This is a genomic window from Mesotoga infera (assembly GCA_011045915.1).
GTDB classification, from domain to species: Bacteria; Thermotogota; Thermotogae; order Petrotogales; family Kosmotogaceae; genus Mesotoga; species Mesotoga infera_D.
The window spans coordinates 1-17860 of the sequence record DSBT01000082.1 but is presented as its reverse complement, the minus strand read 5'-3'; the positions used below and the strand labels follow the sequence as shown (position 1 = coordinate 17860).

The window sequence follows — 17860 nt, the reverse complement described above, 5'->3', positions numbered from 1 at the left end:
TATGAAGCTGAACAAACTAGTTGAAAAGTGCGAACTTAGAGTGATCACTAGCTTGCCTCTAGAGGCAGACATATCAGACGCTTACATCGGAGATTTGCTTAGCGACGTAATGGGGAACGCCCCGTCGGAGTCAATCTGGTTGACTGTTCAGTCTCATATGAACATACTTGCCGTAGCAACAATTGTCGGAGCAAGAGCGATAGTTCTCTGTAATGGTCTGCATTTTGAGGAAACTACGATAAGAAAAGCCGACGAGACGGGAGTTGTGCTTCTTGAAAGTGATGAAACAACCTTCAATCTTGCTTTGAAACTAATGAAAAGTGGTTTGAAAGGCTGAGCGATTTGCCATTTCTTTGTGATTTTCATATTCATAGTTGCCTATCTCCCTGTGCAGATATCACGATGACTCCTCGCGAGATAGCATCAGTATGCGTGTCAAAGGGGATCGATTGGGTTTCAATTACTGATCACAACAGTGCCGGGAATGTTAGGGTTTTCAGTAGAGTTCTGAGTAGAGCTGGAGTGTCTTTCATTCCTGGTATAGAAGTACATACAGTTGAAGACGTTCATGTTTTGGCGTATTTTCCTGAGGTTTCGCTGGCCGAGGCTTATTCTGACTGGATTAGAAAGGAGAGGCTTCCGCATATTGCAGTAGATCCAGAAATATCTGGTTATCAGTTGTTCGTCGATGATGATGATTCCTTTACCGGAGTGGAAGAATTCTGGCTTGGCCAACCAACTACTCTGAGCATCTCAGAAACTCTAGAAACTGTTCATGATAACGGGGGGATATCAGTTATGGCTCATGTTGACAGGAAGATGGGCCTTATAACTCAGCTCGGAGTTATCCCCGAGGAGTATAGAGAGGTACCGATGGAGATCTCTTTTAGAAAGACCTTAACTAAAGGCTTTGAGTCAAGAAACATCCTTCATTCAAGCGATGCTCACAGTTTGAATGTAATTGCACCCACTGTGTTCATTTCGGCGAATACAAGGAGTTTTAAAGAGTTTCAGGCGGCGATTTTTTCTTTTGGAAAGGCGTTGGAAATAATATGGGACTGAGAACAATATGCGATCACATACTTGACATTGCTCAAAATGCAGTAGATTCCGGAACTAAGAAGGCTGAACTAAGAATCCAGGAGAAGAGAGGAAGTAGTTTCTCTTTTTCAGTACTTGATTGGGGTAAGGGAATTCCTTCTGAATTGCTTGAGGCTGTTTTGGATCCCTTCTTTACAGAGAAGAGAAAGAAAGTGAAATTCGGACTAGGACTCCCAATGCTGAAATTTGCAGCGGAGGCTACTGGAGGAAGATTCCTAATTGACTCAAAAATGGGATCGGGTACGGAAATAACTGCGTCTTTCTTGCTCTCTAGTTTTGATTGTCAGCCTGTGGGAGATATCCCTTCGACTCTATTTGCTGTAATTACTATGAATGATGATGTAGACTGGACAGTAGAGAGAGTCCTCGATGAAGATGGCTACACATTCTCTTCATCTCAGTTTAGAGAAGCTTTGGGGAACGACTGTTTCACTTTTCCAGTCAAAATGAAGATGATTCTAGGTATTCTTCAAGAGGCAGAAATATCACTGGGAGGTTTATCGAATGTCTACTAGAAGACTGTTTGTAATTTTTGCATTGGTTCTGATCTCTGCTTTTGTAGCAGCAGGTATGATTCCCACAAGAATAGCAATTCTTGACAACAGAGTTATCTCAGACAATGAAATTCTTGGGATGCTGAACATTCAACGTGGTAAAGAGATCAGCGATTCCGAAATCAGGGATGCTTTGGAAAGAGTAAAGAGCAGTGGCTATTTTTCCGACGTTTACTACTCTTTTGATGAATCGTCTAACCTTTTATCAATACAGGTAAAAGAGTATCCCGTAGTGGATGTTGTAGTCGCGTTCGATGGACCAAAAATCGTTGAAGAATCTGTTCTGGAGTCTGTCTCAGTTATTAAAAGTGGCAAGCCTATGAATCCCTCCAGACTGATGTACGATATTCCGCTCACTTTGGAAGCCATTGAAGTTGAACTAAGGGAAAATGGTTACATAGAACCGTTTGTCAAAGTGGATTGGGAAACAGACAAGAGCAGATCAGACATCTTTTCAGGCAACATTTCTGACAGGGTGAAGGTAACTTTCAAAGTCAAAGTGTCCTTCCTCTGGGAAATTACGATAGATGCACCTATTTCCGATGACGCAAAATCCTATCTTGCTAGTAAGTTGCAAATGGATTACCTGAAGAAGTACTATGATACTTCAATTCTCATAAGGTGGATTAATTCAAAGAAAAAGTACGTCCCCAAGATAGAAGACATAAACACAGCTGTTCAGACAATTTACAGTACTTACTATGCCAACCGGAATGGGCAGTGGGGACTTGACGACTTAACATACCAAGCAATGATCATGACATTAAACAATGCTTTGAAAAGTGTGAGGCAGGTAACTCTTCCCGAAGAGGTCAAGGAAAACAGTGCGTTGTCGATGAGCATAACCTTTACACCTGTTGAATATGTGAAGTCTGAATTCAATCTCAGGAGTGTTTTTGTTGAAGGAAACGTCAATCTCCAGAAAGGCGAAATTCTTCGGGAGACAGGACTTATCGAAGGTCAGAAGGTTGACAACGAAGTCGCAACGAAGGCTGTCCAGGCTGTTCAGGATATGTACAGCGACAGTGGGTATCCCTTCATGAGAATCGAGCCGGCAATTGATGAGAAGATAGGTTTCTTCAGTCTCAAGATTACGGAGCCGCAAGTCAGAGACATCACGGTCGAGTTTGACGGTCCAAAGAAGACACAGGACTATCTGATTAGCGAGAAGATAGTTATAGAAAAGGGCAAGGTTTTATCCTTAGATGAACTCAGGAACACCTATGCATTCTTGAACAATACAGGCTATTTTTCCAAAGTGGACATCGTTCCTGTGCCTGTGGGTACGGATGCGCTAGATGTCAATATCACGCTCAAGGAAACCGACAAGAACAACAAGATTGGCGGCGGAGGAGGCTGGCAGAATGGACTGAATCTCTATCTGGATCTCGGTCTTCTCAATGTTTGGGGCTACGGTCAGAACATTTCGACTACTCTCAGCGTCACGCTCCCCATGCCTAATAATAAAGAAATAGTTGTCACCGACGGTGCAACTGAAACAACTACAAGAAGACCTGCCTTCGATGCCACGATCGGTTATTCAATACCGAAGATCGCCGACTCTCGTCTTGATCTCGATACAGCCTTCAAACTGAAGTTTACCGGATTCAATACGACTGTCGATTCAACGGATACTCTAGTTGAAAAGTCATCGCAGGAAACGGAGTTCATGTTTTCCTTGACTCCTATCTACAATATCTCACCAGGACAGAAAGTCGGATTCACTGCCGGTTATGAATACTTGATGTCCGAGAGTCAGGTTTCCACAGCGACTAAGGCATCAACGGGAACGGAGACTGGCAGCATATCCGAAAGTTTTGACGGTCTCTTCACGGGTTTGAGCTACGAGCTTACGACGCGTGATGATCTTATGAGGCCGACGATGGGAAGCGAGTACCTTGCAGGCTTGAACGTAAGAGGGATATTTGGAAAGGGAAACAAGTTATTTGTATCTGGTTATGCAGAATACAGGAACTTCATGTCTATAGGAGATCCAGTTCTCGGATTCAGAATAAGGACTCAGCAGTTGTTTCCTCTTTCTCCGCAGGGGGTCTTCAGGAGCTATTTGTTGAGCCCCGACACATATATTAGGGTAAGAGGTTCACAGAGTATAGGCCAAAACGCGTACGGGGTAACCGTCGGTTCTGCACAATTAAGATATCCGCTTACGCCAGAAGCTTCATCAATACCTGTAGACATTGTAGGGTTTGGCGACTTGCTTTTCTATCGTAATACCTCTGGTGGAGATGTTATTGGAGGCAACTTCCTTGCGGACTTCGGTCTTTGTTTGGATATCTCAATACCGATGATAGGACTGGTTAGGCTGGGTTACGGATATAATACCCATCTGGCCGATCAGAGTTCGACAAGTGGAAAACCTTACTATGGGACACCGTTCTTTGGTTTCGGGCCTGCCTTCTGATAGAGGAAAAAGAGCGCGGCGGGAGCCGCGCTCTTTCTATACAATCATCTTATTGTGCGAAGGAAGTTCAGAACAGAAGACGAGTTGGCAACTGGATTGTATCCGCCTTCTTGAACTATCAGTTTCTGAACGTCAATTTCACCGATGAGCCTACCCATCATTGAGAAGTCTTCATCGTTCAAATTGAAGTGGCCAATGCCGTCGTTCTTGTGACCGTCAATTCCCAAGGAAACAATGAGCAAGTCTGGAGCAAAGTCATCTATTTCCTGAAGGGCCTTTGAAAGTGTTCGCATGTATTCAGGACCTTCTGTTCCACCGGCAAGGGGGAAATTCATGTTAAATCCTTCTCCGGAATCTGAACCTATCTCCCATGGATTACCGCTTATCCAAGGATAGAATATCTTTGGATCACCATGGATTGAGACATAGAAGACTGTGTCGTCATAATAGAAGATCTCCTGGGTCCCGTTGCCGTGATGAAAATCAACATCCAGAATCGCAACAAAACCCCTTGTGTGTTTCTGATAATACCTGGCTGCAATTGCGGCGTTGTTGAAGTAGCAATAACCTCCACCAGTCGATATCCCCGCATGATGTCCGGGCGGTCTGCATAACGCGTAGGAGACAGCTTCGCTTTCAAGAATAGAATCAACAGCATTCAGGGCTGTAGAGACGGATGCAAGGGCTCCAAGGTAACAGCCCGAAGTAACTGGGGTCCCTGTGTCAAAAAGCTTATCATATCCAAAAACCTCTGGAAAGTATTCTCTGTCCTTCGATACCGAGAGGCTCTTTTCTTTCAACCATTCAACATATTCAGGGGTATGAACCTGGTATACATGAGAACAATGATAGTCACGCGGTTCCTTAATCTGAAATCCAGAGGATTCCAGTGCACTCCGAATTGCCTCAATTCTCTCCGGTTTGTCTGGGTTCTCAATCCATATCCCATCTTCAAGCTCTTTCATTGGCAGATGAAAGAGATGTCTTCTATCGTAAAATACCATCAACTGTCTGTCACCCGATTCTCATCGACCTCAATTTCAAGTTTTTCTACTCTTTTCTTATGACGGCCGCCTTCTTCTGACGAACTGAGAAAAGCATCGACAATCCAACTGGCCAGTTCGCTACCTATCAATCTGCCTCCGAGAACAAGAACGTTTGCGTGGTTATGTCTCCTGGCAAGCTCTGCCATCTCGGGGAAAAAGCATAGAGCTGCACGAATTCCTCTGTGCTTGTTTGCCGCAATCGACATCCCAATTCCAGTTCCACAAAGCAAAATACCAAAATCAGCTTCTCCATTCGTTACTAATCCGCATACCTTTTCAGAAAAGTCAGGATAGTCTACCGAATAGGTGCCTGATTCAGGACCGAGATCATATACTGTGTGACCCTTTTTCTCTAAGTCGCTTACAAGATAGGATTTCAGCTCATATGCAGCGTGATCAGAACCAATCGCAATCTTCATCTTATGACTCCTCAATTGTGAAATTACTTGTACCAGCGGAGGACTCCGGAAAGCCGGCCCTGTATCTTCACTCTGTTCGCTTCTACGACGATGGGAAGCATCTCCGGATTTGAAGGCACAAGTCGAATCTTCGGTCCCTCATTTTCGTACTTCTTAAGAGTAGCATACTCATCATCTATCAAAGCCACCACAATATCACCATTATTTGCCCACTCCTGCTTTCTTATGATCACGAAGTCTCCATTTACTATGTGGGATTCAATCATGCTGTTGCCGGTGACTCTCAGCATGTAGTACTCAAATCCTCTTCTGATCATCCAAAGCGGTACTGGTATCTTCTCTTCTTCCGTTTGGACAGCCTGTACTGCTTCGCCCGCAGCAACATTGCCGATGACAGGGAGCATTACCACATCTTCGCCAGGTGTCAATGAAGAGCCGTCTGGACTTTTAAGAACTCTTATTCCACGAGAGACACCTGTTCTTTCGATGTAGCCCTTCTTCTCCAGAGACTCAAGATGCTTAGCCACTCCGCGTGGAGAAGAAATGTCGAAATCTCTGCAGATATCTCTGATGCTTGGAGGGTAACCATAGAGCTTAATGAAGTTCTCGATGTACTCCAGAATTTTCTTCTGTTTCTCCGTCAGCGTCAATTCATGACACCCCCTATTCTCGGCCGGGATCTCAGTCAACTACTACAGCCATTGTCGCAACGATATCATTTTCCTTTAGATCCACTATCCTGACTCCCTTGGTCACTCTTCCAGTTGGTCTAACCTGGGAAATGGGGATTCTTATTGACATCCCTGATTTAGTAGCAAGTATCACTTGGTCATCCCCAGTAACCACAAGAGTTCCGATAACTTGACCGATCTTTTCCAGCCCATAAATGTTCTTTACTCCCAAGCCGCCCCGATTCTGACATCTGTATTCCGGAATGTGAGTCCTCTTGCCGCCGCCCTTCTGAGTTGCAGTGAGAAGATACCTCTCATCTTCTGCCGCTACGATGTTTGCTCCGACGACCTCATCGTTTTTCTTCAACCTGATTCCCATCACTCCCGCGGCGCTCCTGCCCATTGAACGTACCTGTTCAAGGGAGAATCTAATAACCATCCCATTTTTCGTAGAGATTATGATTGTGTCGTTCTCTTTTGTTGTAAGCGATGCATCTATGACCCTGTCGCTTTCGTTCAACCCTATGGCCTTTATTCCGGACACACGGACATTAAGAAAGGCCTCAAATTCTGTCTTCTTAATCTTGCCCGAACGGGTTGTAATGACGAGATACTTTCCTTGAACCTCTTCCCTTCTTGTAGAAAGAACGGCCTGGACATTTTCGTCGGGGTCGATCTTTATGTAATTTGCAAGGAGCTTTCCCTTTGAGTCTCTCGAAGAGTGATCAATTATGTGATTGCTCAGTACGTATGCTTTACCCTTTGAAGTTATGATAACAGTCTTGCTAAGTCTCGTAGTCGTCAGAATATTGACCACGAAATCTTCTTCACCCGTTCGTACTCCTATGACACCCTTACCGCCTCTGCCTTGTTTTCTGTAACTTTCGAGAGGAGTTGACTTTATGTAGCCCTTCTTTGTCACCATAAGAACGATTTCTTCATCGGGGATGACATCTTCTATGTTGAAATCCGTTCCGTTTCCCAGATCTACTTTGGTTCGCCTTGGATCACCATACTTCTCTTTAATCTCGCCGAGTTCCTTCTGAATAATCTCGTAAACCTTCTCATCGCTCGCGAGAATCAATCTGTACTCGTTGATTCTAGAAACCAAATCTCTGTATTCACCGAGAAGCTTTTCGATTTCCATTCCTGTCAGCTTTCCCATTCGCATGTCAAGAATGGCAGAACTTTGCTCCTGGGTTACTTCAAGAGTCTCCATAAGATTCTTCGAAGCTTCCTCAGCATTTGCCGAATTGCGAATAATATCGACAACTGTATCGATGGACCTTGTGGCCTTTGTCAAACCCTCAACAATGTGTGCTCTTCTGGATGCCTGCTCAAGATCGTACTCAGTCTTTGCTCTAATTACATTGAACCGGTGAGAAAGAAAGCCCTGAAGAATTTGCTTGAGATTCATCACTCTTGGGCGCTTCTTCTCGTCAATAACCAGCATGTTAACGCTGAACGTCGTCTGCAGCTGGGTGTGCTTGAACAGGAGATTGAGAACGACATTAGGGTCGGCTCCTCGTTTCAACTCAATTACTACTCTTAGTCCCTTTTGATCAGATTCGTCCCTGATATTCCTTATCTGGAGATCGCGATGGTTTTGAGTGGCATTAACGATTTGCTGTATGAGATCTGCTTTCGATGTGTTGTAAGGTATCTCATGAACTACAATTTGAGAACTTCCCGATGACTCCTCAATCTCTGCAATTGCCCTGACAGTTATGCGGCCCTTTCCCTCCTGATAAATCGATGGGATTGATCCTGCGTCCATTATCATGCCACCAGTCGGAAAATCAGGTCCCTTGACATATTTGAGGAGGTCGGAAACCGTGCATTCAGGATCGCTAATTAGTAGATTCACGGCTTCAATAATCTCGATGAGATTGTGCGGAGGAATGCTGGTCATCATTCCGACAGCGATTCCCGACGTACCGTTGAGTAGTAGATTGGGAATCTTGGTTGGAAGCACATCTGGTTCAGAAAGAGACCCGTCAAAGTTTGGCAGCATTGGGACAGTATTCTTATCGATATCCTGGAGCAGTTCTTCAGACAAGGATTGCATCCTTGCTTCGGTGTACCTCATTGCAGCGGGTGGATCTCTGTCAATTGATCCAAAGTTACCCTGTCCCTCTACAAGGGGATAACGCATTGAAAAAGATTGAGCCATTCTGACAAGGGCATCGTATATCGCAGCATCACCGTGAGGATGGAACTTCCCCATGACCTCCCCAACGATACGAGCGCTCTTCTTGAAACTTTGGTTATGGCGAAGACCAAGCTCTGACATTCCGAAGAGTATTCTTCTTTGTACTGGCTTCAAACCGTCGCGCAAGTCAGGAATAGCTCTACCCACGATTACGCTCATTGAATAGAGCATATATGAATTAATCAGTTCATCGTCAATGTTCTTGTGAATTATCTCTTCAGGCAAAGACGTTATCCTCCTCTAGTCGTTAAGAAACTTTTGCGCCGGGAAGTAGATCCTTATGAACAGTAAGCAACGAAAGCGAGTCCCCAATCTTCGCAGCGAGAATCATCCCGTTTGACTCGATCCCCATCAACTTGGCGGGCTGCAGATTTGCAACGACAACTATTTTCATGCCAATTAGCTCGTCTGGACTGTAGAACTGAGCGATGCCAGCAACTACCTGTCGCCTTCCGAATTCTCCCAAATCAAGCTGCAATCTCAAGAGCTTTCTCGACTTGGGAACAATCTCCGCATCAACAACACTTGCCACTCTTAGCTCAACCTTCGAGAAATCGTCTATGCTTATCAAAACATTATCCTTAGCTTCTGTCAGTTTGTGTTCGTTTTCCACTTCTGTCACCTTCCTGTGTTTTTCAGTATCGATTCTTGGAAAGATCGGCTCGCCATGACGAACTTCACTTCCGGCAGGCAAGTCTGCCCAATTGAGATCTTTGAGAGTCATTTTCTCATCAAGAGCCAGTCTCTTCCTAATCTCGCCAGCGGTTTTGAACATCACGGGCTCTATCATAAGAGACACATTTTTCAGAACACGAACCAGATTGTGCAAAACAGAGTCTAGCCGTTCTTTATTCTCAATATTCTTTCCGAGCTTCCAAGGTTCGGTCAAGTCTATATATTTGTTGCCAAATCGAATAAGCTCCCAAATTCCTTCCAGAGCTTGAGTAAACTTCAGCTGATCCATTGACTCCGTATAAGTCGAAAATGTGCGCTCAGCAAGCTCTCTAAGAGTGTCGTCTATTGGATCTTCGATACCCATTTCAGGAACACGGCCCTTGTTGAACTTCTGAATCATTACAACTGTTCGATGTAGAAGATTTCCCAGATCGTTTGCAAGATCTGCATTGATTCTTCCTATTAGATTGTCCTCAGAGAAGTCACCGTCTCTACCGAACTGGATATCTCGCAACAGGTAATATCTCAAAGAGTCGTTTCCATAGATATTTACAAAAGCCATTGGGCTGACAGCGTTACCAAGTGATTTTGAAATCTTCTGACCGTTTACCGTCAGCCATCCGTGTGCATAAATCTGTTTTGGCAGAGGTATCCCCGCAGAGATGAGCATTGCGGGCCAGATAATAGAGTGGAAACGATTGATCTCTTTTCCAATGAGATGTACATCGGCAGGCCAAAACCGTTCGAAAGTCTCATTGTCATTAGGAAAACCGATGGCGCTGAGGTAATTGATTAGGGCGTCCACCCAAACATAGATTACGTGTTCTGGATCATCAGGCATCTGTACTCCCCAATTGAAAGACGTTCTCGTTATACTCAAATCCTTCAGGCCGGATTCGAGAATTCTCAGCATTTCATTTCTTCTGAAATCCGGTTGGACAAACTCGGGATTCTCTTTGTAGAGTTTGAGAAGAGGATCATTGTACTTCGAAAGTCTAAAGAAGTAGTTCTCTTCACTCACCCATTTCACTTCGCGACCACATTCTGGGCAGGTCTTTCCTTCCTTCAGATCTTCCTCATTCCAGAAAGTCTCATCTGGTATGCAGTACCACCCTTCATATCTTCCCTTATATATATCACCGTTTTGCTTCAGCCGTGAGACGAATTCCTGCACGGTTCTCATGTGATTCTCATCAGTAGTTCTCACGAACCCATTGTTCGTCAATTCAAGCTCTTTCCAGAGTTTTCTGAATTTGTCGGCCATCATATTGCAGTATTCCTGAGTATTGATATTTCTCGCTAAAGCTTCATTTAAGACCTTTTGACCGTGCTCATCTGTGCCAGTGAGGAAGAATACTTCATAGCCGGAGAGTCTCTTGTATCTGGCAATCACATCTGCAATTATTGTCGAATAGGCAGAACCAATGTGAGGCTCGCTATTTATGTAGTATATTGGCGTGGTAACATAGAACTTCTTCACAGGACACCTCCAGAAGTATTATATCACTTGCTTAGCTAAATGTATACCTAAAAAAACGCTCAAAGCGTTTCGAAGAGCGAGATTAAGCTTTGTATCTGATCAACAGTATTTTCCGGAAGATTGGGCGACTTCTCAATCAGATCCCTATTTAGATTGACCACTCTTTCGAAAACATCTTTCAGATTTTGCTCGAAGCTACTTAATTCTTCTCCAGAGAGATTCGATTTGCCCCACTGAACTGCGAACTGCAGTGTCTCGTCTGGAGTTGCCGGTCCCATGTTCTCACAGGCCCAAACGTGTTTTCCTGCAATAGAGAGGATCTTCAGTTTCCTTTCTTCAACTGTGTCAAGGATAGAGGGGATCGAATTCAAGTATTCGATGTAAATGTCCTCCCAATCTGGATATCTGTTCCAAGTGCCAGGAAGGAGATGAATTCCCAGATCAAACCAGTACGTAGCTCTATTGCTACTTTCGTATACCAGATCAATAATAATCTGCCGGAACTCTTCGCTCTCCCCGAAGGCCGAGTTGATAACGCTCTCTCTTGAATTTATGAAGTTGTAGTATTTTTTAAGCTCACTATTTATGCTAGTGTAGAGTCGTCCAAGAATCCTCGGGGTTTGGCGCTCACTAAATAATATTGTTGAGGATTCATAGTAGTCGGCAGCGTCGAGTATCATCTGAATCTGTGTAATGAAGTAAAGCTGCAAGTCCGATACAAGTTCAGGATCATCGAAAACCGAGGCGTGCTTTTCGAAGAACTCAGCGAACGGAAGAGTTCTAATGCTTGTTCTATGAACCGGGATTATTTCTGGATCTCCCTTGAACTCAAGTATTATGTCAGAGGAGTACTCATCCTTCCCAGTCAGGATCGACTTCATGAGCTCCGAATTGTCTCTAGCCGTCTCAAGTCGCTGTGCCTTTGTTCCCAGGCCAGCTATATACCATAAGGGTTTGCCAAATACAGGATACAGTCTATTTGAAAGTTTGAAATCCGCAATAGCCTGTTCATAATATTCGGCTGATCTCGAAATGTAGAAGTTGTACTGGTTGATACGATTATCTACTTCGTCCGTTAATCTCCTAATCTCATTCTGACGTTCTTTCTCTGCTTGCTCAAGAAGCTCTATTTGATTTGCGCCGGGATACTTCGATCGGATCTCAGTACCCTTAACATTCATATAGCTGGAAACGTCCGCCAGATATGAGTAATTGCCAGTAGAATTGGCAATTTCACTCTTGGCTTGCTGGAGAGCATTAAGATTCAGACTTTGCGCCTGATTGAAGTAAGCAAGATAATACTGTTGATTGGTCTGTCCGGTCCGGAAGAACCCCTCCCCAAGAAACGCTGTAGTCTTAAGAAAGATTAAGCTGGCCGCTAAAGCAAAAAGCAAAACTGTAGTCAGAGTCTTCGATGCTTTTTTCTTCTTGAGATCTGGATTGAAGTACTTCCCTACAGCGACTGATCCCAGAAAGATCGCGAGCATGAGATTCGGTTGCATATGAAGAGGAAATTCGAAGAAGCTATGAACTGCCAGGGAAAATATCCCCGCTCCCAGGGAGCCATACAGCAGTAGATCTTTCTTATTGTCTATTCTGAACAAATTCTTCACGTACCTGAAGACCAGCAGACCGACCATCAATACGATGAAGAGGAGACCTATAATTCCCATCTCTCCCAAACCCTGAACGTAATCATTATGAGTCCTCTTGAAATTGTTCCAGACAAGCATGTAGTCGGGGTTATGTTCCAGCACCTGAGGGCTGTACAGTAGATGGTAGAGCTGGAACGTGCCGATTCCAGAACCGAAGGGAATTCTCAACTTGTTACTGTCGTCCAGCCACTGAAATACTGAGTTGTACCAGGCCGAAAACCTCTCATTCCACGATCCCGATGAAGTCAGCGCATATTCCAGCCTGGCAGTAATATTGATTCTCCCCTCGCCAGACAGAGGAGAAGGCGTCAAATACATATACGAAAGCACTGCAATGATTATCAAAGCTATTAGGAGGAAGACCAGCGAAAGTCTTTTGAATCTCTTGCTTTCATTATCGTCAAGCGGTTCAGGTCTCTTTCCCCTCCTCAAAAAGAAATAGAGAAGCAAGAAGAGAAGGTTTCCGAAGAATATTGCAGTTATCACAGTTCTAGTCTGAGAAACAAATACAGAAGCGACCATCGGGACCAGAAAAGTCACCATGACGCTCTTTAGAATCAGCTGTCCAGAAGGTTTCTTGAGCAACAGGCCAAGTGGTTTTCTAGAGATTATGAAATAGAATATCATGGGAATTGTCATCCCCATATAATCGGATACGAAGTTTGGATTGCCAATTGTTGATCTTGCGGAGGCTCTTGCAAATGGTTCCCCCACTTTTCCCAGAAAGATATCGTATCCCAGATAGAAGTTGAGCAGCGCATCTATGGCAACAACAGCCGCTCCAATGACAAAGAACAGCATTACAATTTCGATTTTCTCAACCGTATCCCATTTGTTAGAAATGTAAACGGCTGTGAATGAGAGGAAGACAATGTAGAGAGCGATCTCCAGAGAATACCTGAAGTATTGAGGATTGTCAATCGACACAACAATCAGCGAGAGCAGAGCAGCGATTCCGATCCCGAAAAACGCCAGATGGACGAACCCGAATTCGATGGAAATTTCTTTCTTTTTCAGCACCATAGAAAGAAAGATGATAGCGAAGCCCACAACGTAGAAAAGGTGTTTTCCGGTTGAAGGCTCATGCGTAAATCCCTTGGTCACAAATAAAGGGATGAATAATGTCAAAATCAAATAAACAAGGGTTTCGAAATCTATCAGATGTTTCTTCTCTGTCATCTAGACCACCTCATTAAGCCACTTAATCGGCTCTCAAATGGGACGGCTGATTATGTTGACTTCCGTCGACAAAACCAATTTGAGACTGCCTTTATTATTGATCCTTCTGATTACTTCTCTTTGCGCTTTCTTCTTTTCTGTTTCTTTCCCTCTTCGTTGTAATAGTAATAGTAGTGGTAGTAATAGCTTGAATTCTTCTCATCTACTCCATTGACTATTACCCCAAGAATCTTGACTCCGACTGTCTTCAAGTTCTCGACGACTATCCTCAAACCATCCTTTATCGCTCTTCCTGGTCTCACCACAAGTACAATTCCATCGAGCTTGTTCCCAACCAGAGATACGTCGGAAGTGACAACTGCAGGAGGCATATCTATAAGAACCCTGTCATATCTCTGCTTCAGTTCAGAAAGTAGAGTGTCGATCTTTTTCGATGAAAGAACAATTGTGGGATTCGGGGGAATACTGCCCACTCCTATGAAGTCCATGTTTTCAGCATATTTCTCGACAACGTCATCAATCGATGCAGTTCCCATTATTACATCTACTGCGCCCTTGGTTCTCTTGCCAGCTTTAAGTATCTTTTCGACCCTGGGGCGACGCAGATCAAGGTCAAGCAGAACTACTCTCTGACCGCTGTTTGCCATTGAATAGGCAATATTCGCAATTACAAAACTCTTTCCCTCAGTAGGAAGGACCGATGTAACCGCCACTGTTTTTCCCTCGCCCATCGTGAAAGAAAGGTTGCTTGCCGCGAGCTTTATCGACTCTGAAGAAGGCGCCGTTGGGTTCTTCTCGACATACATCTCTTCCCTTGTGCCTTCAATATTTGGAATTCGACCGATAATCGGTTGCCTGCTGAATCTCTCGATTTCTTCCTCAGTTTTGAGAGTCTTGTCGAGATACTCGGCAAGGAAGACCATAAGCATTCCAAGAAAGATCCCCAAAACTCCTCCAATGGCCAGAGATAGTTTCTTGTTGGGTTTCATAGGCGACTGAGGCACTGTCGCAGGGTCGACAATAACTGCGTTTCCAACTACGGCAGCTTCACTGATCTTTGCTTCTTCAAGTCTCTCAAGAAGCAGAGTGTACAGGCTCTCTTTGACCGCTATTTGCCTCTCCAGATCGAGTAGCTGTTGCTCCTTTGCGGGCAGGTTTCTCAGTTCAGACTGATACTGATCCCTGAGAAGTCCAACGGCCTGAATTGAAGCTTGAAGGATTTGAAATCCAGCTTCTGAACTGATGACGCCGGTAATTATCTGCTGGTACGCGGGATTCAACGTCATACCCTGACCGGAGACTATGAACTCATTCTGAATTTGCTCTTCAATCAGGCTTTCAGTCTTCGAAATTTCCGTGATTTTCGATCTCACTCTTGGATCGGTTTTTGGATACTGTTCCTCCAACGAAGCGAGCTCAACTTGAAGAGTAGCAAGGTTCTGCCTTAGACTGGTCAGCACAGGATTGACGGAAAAGCTCTCAGATGTCTGCACCCAAAGCGCCTTTATGCTTTTGGAATCATCACTATCGAAGTCATCGAGCATACTCTGATAAGTCTCGATTTCAGCCTTCTTCTCTTGAGCAGAGATCATAAGTTCGTTGTATTGATTGTCATAGCCGCTGAGCATTTGAAAGAGTTGATCGGCATGTTTGTCCAGGACATAGATGCCTGTCTGCTCTTTGAACTGCTTTATCTTATCGGTAGCCTCATTCAAATCGCTCTCCAGAAGTGGAATCTGTGCTTCAATGAATTCTCGTTTCCTTGTCAGGTCTCTTTTTGACAGTTCGGCCAATTTAGTATTGTAAACATCTGCAAGGGTATTTGCGATGTCCCTTGCAAGAATGGGATCCTTGTTTTGTACGGAGACTCTGACAATCCTGGTGTCCTTGACAGGTGACACGGTGATCATTGAAGAAATATTCCGAGTGAGCGAGGTAACAAGATCGTGCTCTGAATATCCTTCCGATAGTAGCCGTGCCTTTGTCTCTTCTGAATAAACCCTGTCAACCAGACCCAAAACTTCAATTATCTCTTCAATATTTGTTCTGCTCTTGATCAGTTCAACTTCCGTAGAGATGTTTGATCCTGAGCTTCCTGTAAGTGAGCTACTGAAAAGATCACCTACTGAAGATTGAGAGGTGGGATCAACCTTGATGGTGACGCTTGCTTCATATATGGGTGTAGCGAAAATTAGGTAAATTCCTGTGACAACAACCACGGCCAGTACAATTGAAACGAAAAGAACCATTCGTTTCTTAAACATTCTAAAAATGTCTTCAAGAGTTAGTTCCCTATAATCGCTACCCTCGAACTCGCTCACGAAAGCACCTCCATTTACAGGTAATAGTGATTCAGAAAAAATCCGTATCGCTCATCGTTGAAATCGATAAGTAGTCTTCCGTCGTTCATTCTGTGTTTATCACTTCCGGTGACGTCGGCAATTCTCTCTTCTACAAGAGCTTTGGCTTTTGGATCTCTATCAAGACTGCTCCAGTTTACCTGAAATAGAACTCCCATGTCCCGAAGCTTTGAGATATCCTCTGTAACCTTCGTCTTTCCTAAGAGGAATCCTCTTTTCTTGAAGAAGTATTCATACCTTTCCACATGAGCGAGCAAAACCCTGAAACCTCTCACTTGAAGCTTCTCTATCACTTCGAAAAGGTAATGAGGTTTTTGCTGAGTCGGCAGCTCAACCAGAATGATATTTGATTCACCCATAGAAATCAGGTTGCATTCAAGAACCTCGGGTCGTAGGAATATTTCAGAGCCAAGCATCACCTCGACTGAATGAGCGTTCAATTCAGATTCAAATTCATTCCACCTTTTCATGATCTCCGATGTGTCTGTCTGACTCCTTGGAGACAAGAAATGTGGCGTCAAGTATAGTCTCTCGACTCCTTTTGCTTTCATCTCTTTCAGGAGCGCAATTGACTCCTGAATACTTTCGACACCGTCATCGACTGCCGGAAGCAGATGACAATGGGAATCAATGTTCAATACAACTCAACCTCACTTGAAAATGCCAACAGCAGAATTCACTATGCTGAGGGATGAAGCAACAATCGACATTATATCTTTTATGTTGACGATCGATGATTGAGGAACGAATATGATATTGCCTGGCAGAAGAGGGACACTGCCCTTGGCGGGCTTTCCTTTTTGCTGATCGAGGTCAAGAACAAGGGGTTGCTCTTCAAGATTCTGGAATAGCAATGCGTTACCGAGCACGGCATAGCTTGTCGGACCCCCTGCCTCTATGACCGCTTCGATCGCAGTCATTCCTTCATAGAATCTTACTACTCCCGGCCTCTGTACTTCACCGAAAACGTATACTCTGGCCGGTTCTAAATAGGGCACGTAGATAGTGGATCCCGGAGAAACGACCTTTCTAGCAAGTGAGATGAAGTCCTCTGGTGTAGTGGCAACTTCTTCGGTTTTTCCTGCCGAAGAAATGAATATTCGTCCGCTCGTTTCGAAGTTGGATAGGCCGCCAGCAAGACTTAGAAGTTCGGCAAGTGAAAGATCCCCATACTCCGAGACCGAAAACACTCCTGGTGACTTCACGTCGCCGATCACCGTGATGAAAGACTCATAGTTCTTCAGTGCAACTATAGTATCCTCATCTTCCAGGTAGCTTCTGGCCAACTCCTCAGTTTTACGCGCATCGATTAACTGCACCCTTCCATCACTTCCCACAAGGCTCAGCGTAGTCACTGATTGATCAAGTCCTCCCGATACTGCAATTGCCGTTGCTATAGAAGGCCTGGTACCAGTGATTTCGTACTTTCCGGGCCTTGCGATTTCTCCGAGGATCGTAACAGAAATCGATGATTTGCTTGATACATAGACAAACGAGTTGTCTGAAAGTGAATCTCCTCGCCTCTGCAAGACAGATGTAGAGAATTCACTATAGAGCTTGCCGTCCTGAACCGCTATCTTGTCGACGATGTTCTCATCTATAAGTCCTCCGGCCCTCGCCAGTGCGTCAGATAGAGAGTGCCTCTCATCGAGATTGAAAGTGTACAGGCCGGGGTTGTTAACTGCGCCCAGTACGGTGACTCGTATTACCTGTTTTGGCACCAAAACTGTACTGCCAGCTTCAATAGAGGCATCCTTTCCTTCGTTCTTGATCTGAGAAAGACTCATTGGGAGAATTTCTCCAGACGGCAGCAAAACCCTTATTTGATCAGAAGCAGAGGGCTTTTCCCCGCCGGCTCTTGCCAGTATCCTCAGAATCGTTATTTCCTCTTCTAATGCAAATTCGTATTTGCCCGGTGAGTTGACCTCACCACTGACATATATGAAACGATCATCTCCAGCCACGTAAACAGTTTGACCGCCGGTTAATGGGACGTCGTTTCCTTCGACAAGATCAAGCCAAAAAATCTCCCTGTCATGATCACTAATCTTGATGTTGGTTGCAGCTCTGTCTGTTAGTCCACCGG

General features: G+C 44.5%; 13 protein-coding genes. 4 read left to right on the top strand and 9 right to left on the bottom strand.

The genetic code is table 11. The features are described from left to right. Position 1: 1 nt before the first annotated feature. Genes ENN47_02755 through ENN47_02740 form a run of 4 tightly spaced genes read left to right on the top strand, consistent with a single transcriptional unit; the run spans position 2 to position 4077 of the window. Entirely contained in the window at positions 2–337 is a 336-nt protein-coding gene (locus tag ENN47_02755; protein ID HDP77107.1) for an iron-sulfur binding hydrogenase, read from the top strand. Positions 338–342: 5 nt separating this feature from the next. Next, on the top strand, positions 343–1062 hold the full coding sequence (locus tag ENN47_02750) for a PHP domain-containing protein (GenBank protein ID HDP77106.1): 720 nt from the start codon (positions 343–345) through the stop codon (positions 1060–1062). Next, complete coding sequence (locus tag ENN47_02745; GenBank protein ID HDP77105.1) at positions 1053–1616, top strand: HAMP domain-containing histidine kinase; 564 nt, start codon at positions 1053–1055, stop codon at positions 1614–1616. The genes ENN47_02750 and ENN47_02745 overlap by 10 nt, the downstream gene beginning before the upstream one ends. Continuing rightward, complete coding sequence (locus tag ENN47_02740; protein HDP77104.1) at positions 1606–4077, top strand: hypothetical protein; 2472 nt, start codon at positions 1606–1608, stop codon at positions 4075–4077. Before ENN47_02745 ends, ENN47_02740 begins: the two co-directional genes overlap by 11 nt. A gap of 44 nt (positions 4078–4121) precedes the next feature. Here the strand turns inward: ENN47_02740 and ENN47_02735 are convergent, their stop codons facing one another. The 9 genes from ENN47_02735 to ENN47_02695 all read right to left on the bottom strand — a co-directional run. After that, entirely contained in the window at positions 4122–5084 is a 963-nt protein-coding gene (locus tag ENN47_02735; GenBank protein ID HDP77103.1) for a histone deacetylase family protein, read from the bottom strand. Then, positions 5081–5542, bottom strand: coding sequence for a ribose 5-phosphate isomerase B (gene rpiB / locus ENN47_02730; protein HDP77102.1), 462 nt, complete (start codon positions 5540–5542; stop codon positions 5081–5083). Before rpiB ends, ENN47_02735 begins: the two co-directional genes overlap by 4 nt. Before the next feature lie 23 nt (positions 5543–5565). Beyond that, positions 5566–6192, bottom strand: coding sequence for a repressor LexA (lexA, locus tag ENN47_02725; GenBank protein HDP77101.1), 627 nt, complete (start codon positions 6190–6192; stop codon positions 5566–5568). Positions 6193–6223: 31 nt separating this feature from the next. Next, positions 6224–8650, bottom strand: a complete 2427-nt coding sequence (gene gyrA, locus ENN47_02720; GenBank protein HDP77100.1) for a DNA gyrase subunit A — start codon at positions 8648–8650, stop codon at positions 6224–6226. A gap of 22 nt (positions 8651–8672) precedes the next feature. Next, positions 8673–10580 (bottom strand): methionine--tRNA ligase, encoded by a 1908-nt coding sequence (gene metG / locus ENN47_02715; protein HDP77099.1) that lies wholly within the window; start codon positions 10578–10580, stop codon positions 8673–8675. A 59-nt stretch (positions 10581–10639) separates the two neighbouring features. Then, a complete protein-coding gene (locus tag ENN47_02710) occupies positions 10640–13414 on the bottom strand; it encodes an O-antigen ligase family protein (GenBank protein HDP77098.1) in 2775 nt (924 codons plus the stop codon). Between the two features lie 110 nt (positions 13415–13524). Continuing rightward, on the bottom strand, positions 13525–15735 hold the full coding sequence (locus tag ENN47_02705) for a polysaccharide biosynthesis tyrosine autokinase (GenBank protein ID HDP77097.1): 2211 nt from the start codon (positions 15733–15735) through the stop codon (positions 13525–13527). 14 nt (positions 15736–15749) lie between these two features. Beyond that, positions 15750–16412: a capsular biosynthesis protein gene (locus ENN47_02700; GenBank protein ID HDP77096.1), complete on the bottom strand. Its 663-nt coding sequence runs from the start codon at positions 16410–16412 to the stop codon at positions 15750–15752. Positions 16413–16424: 12 nt separating this feature from the next. Beyond that, a partial coding sequence (locus ENN47_02695; GenBank protein ID HDP77095.1) for a polysaccharide export protein occupies positions 16425–17860 on the bottom strand: 1436 nt, incomplete at its 5' end.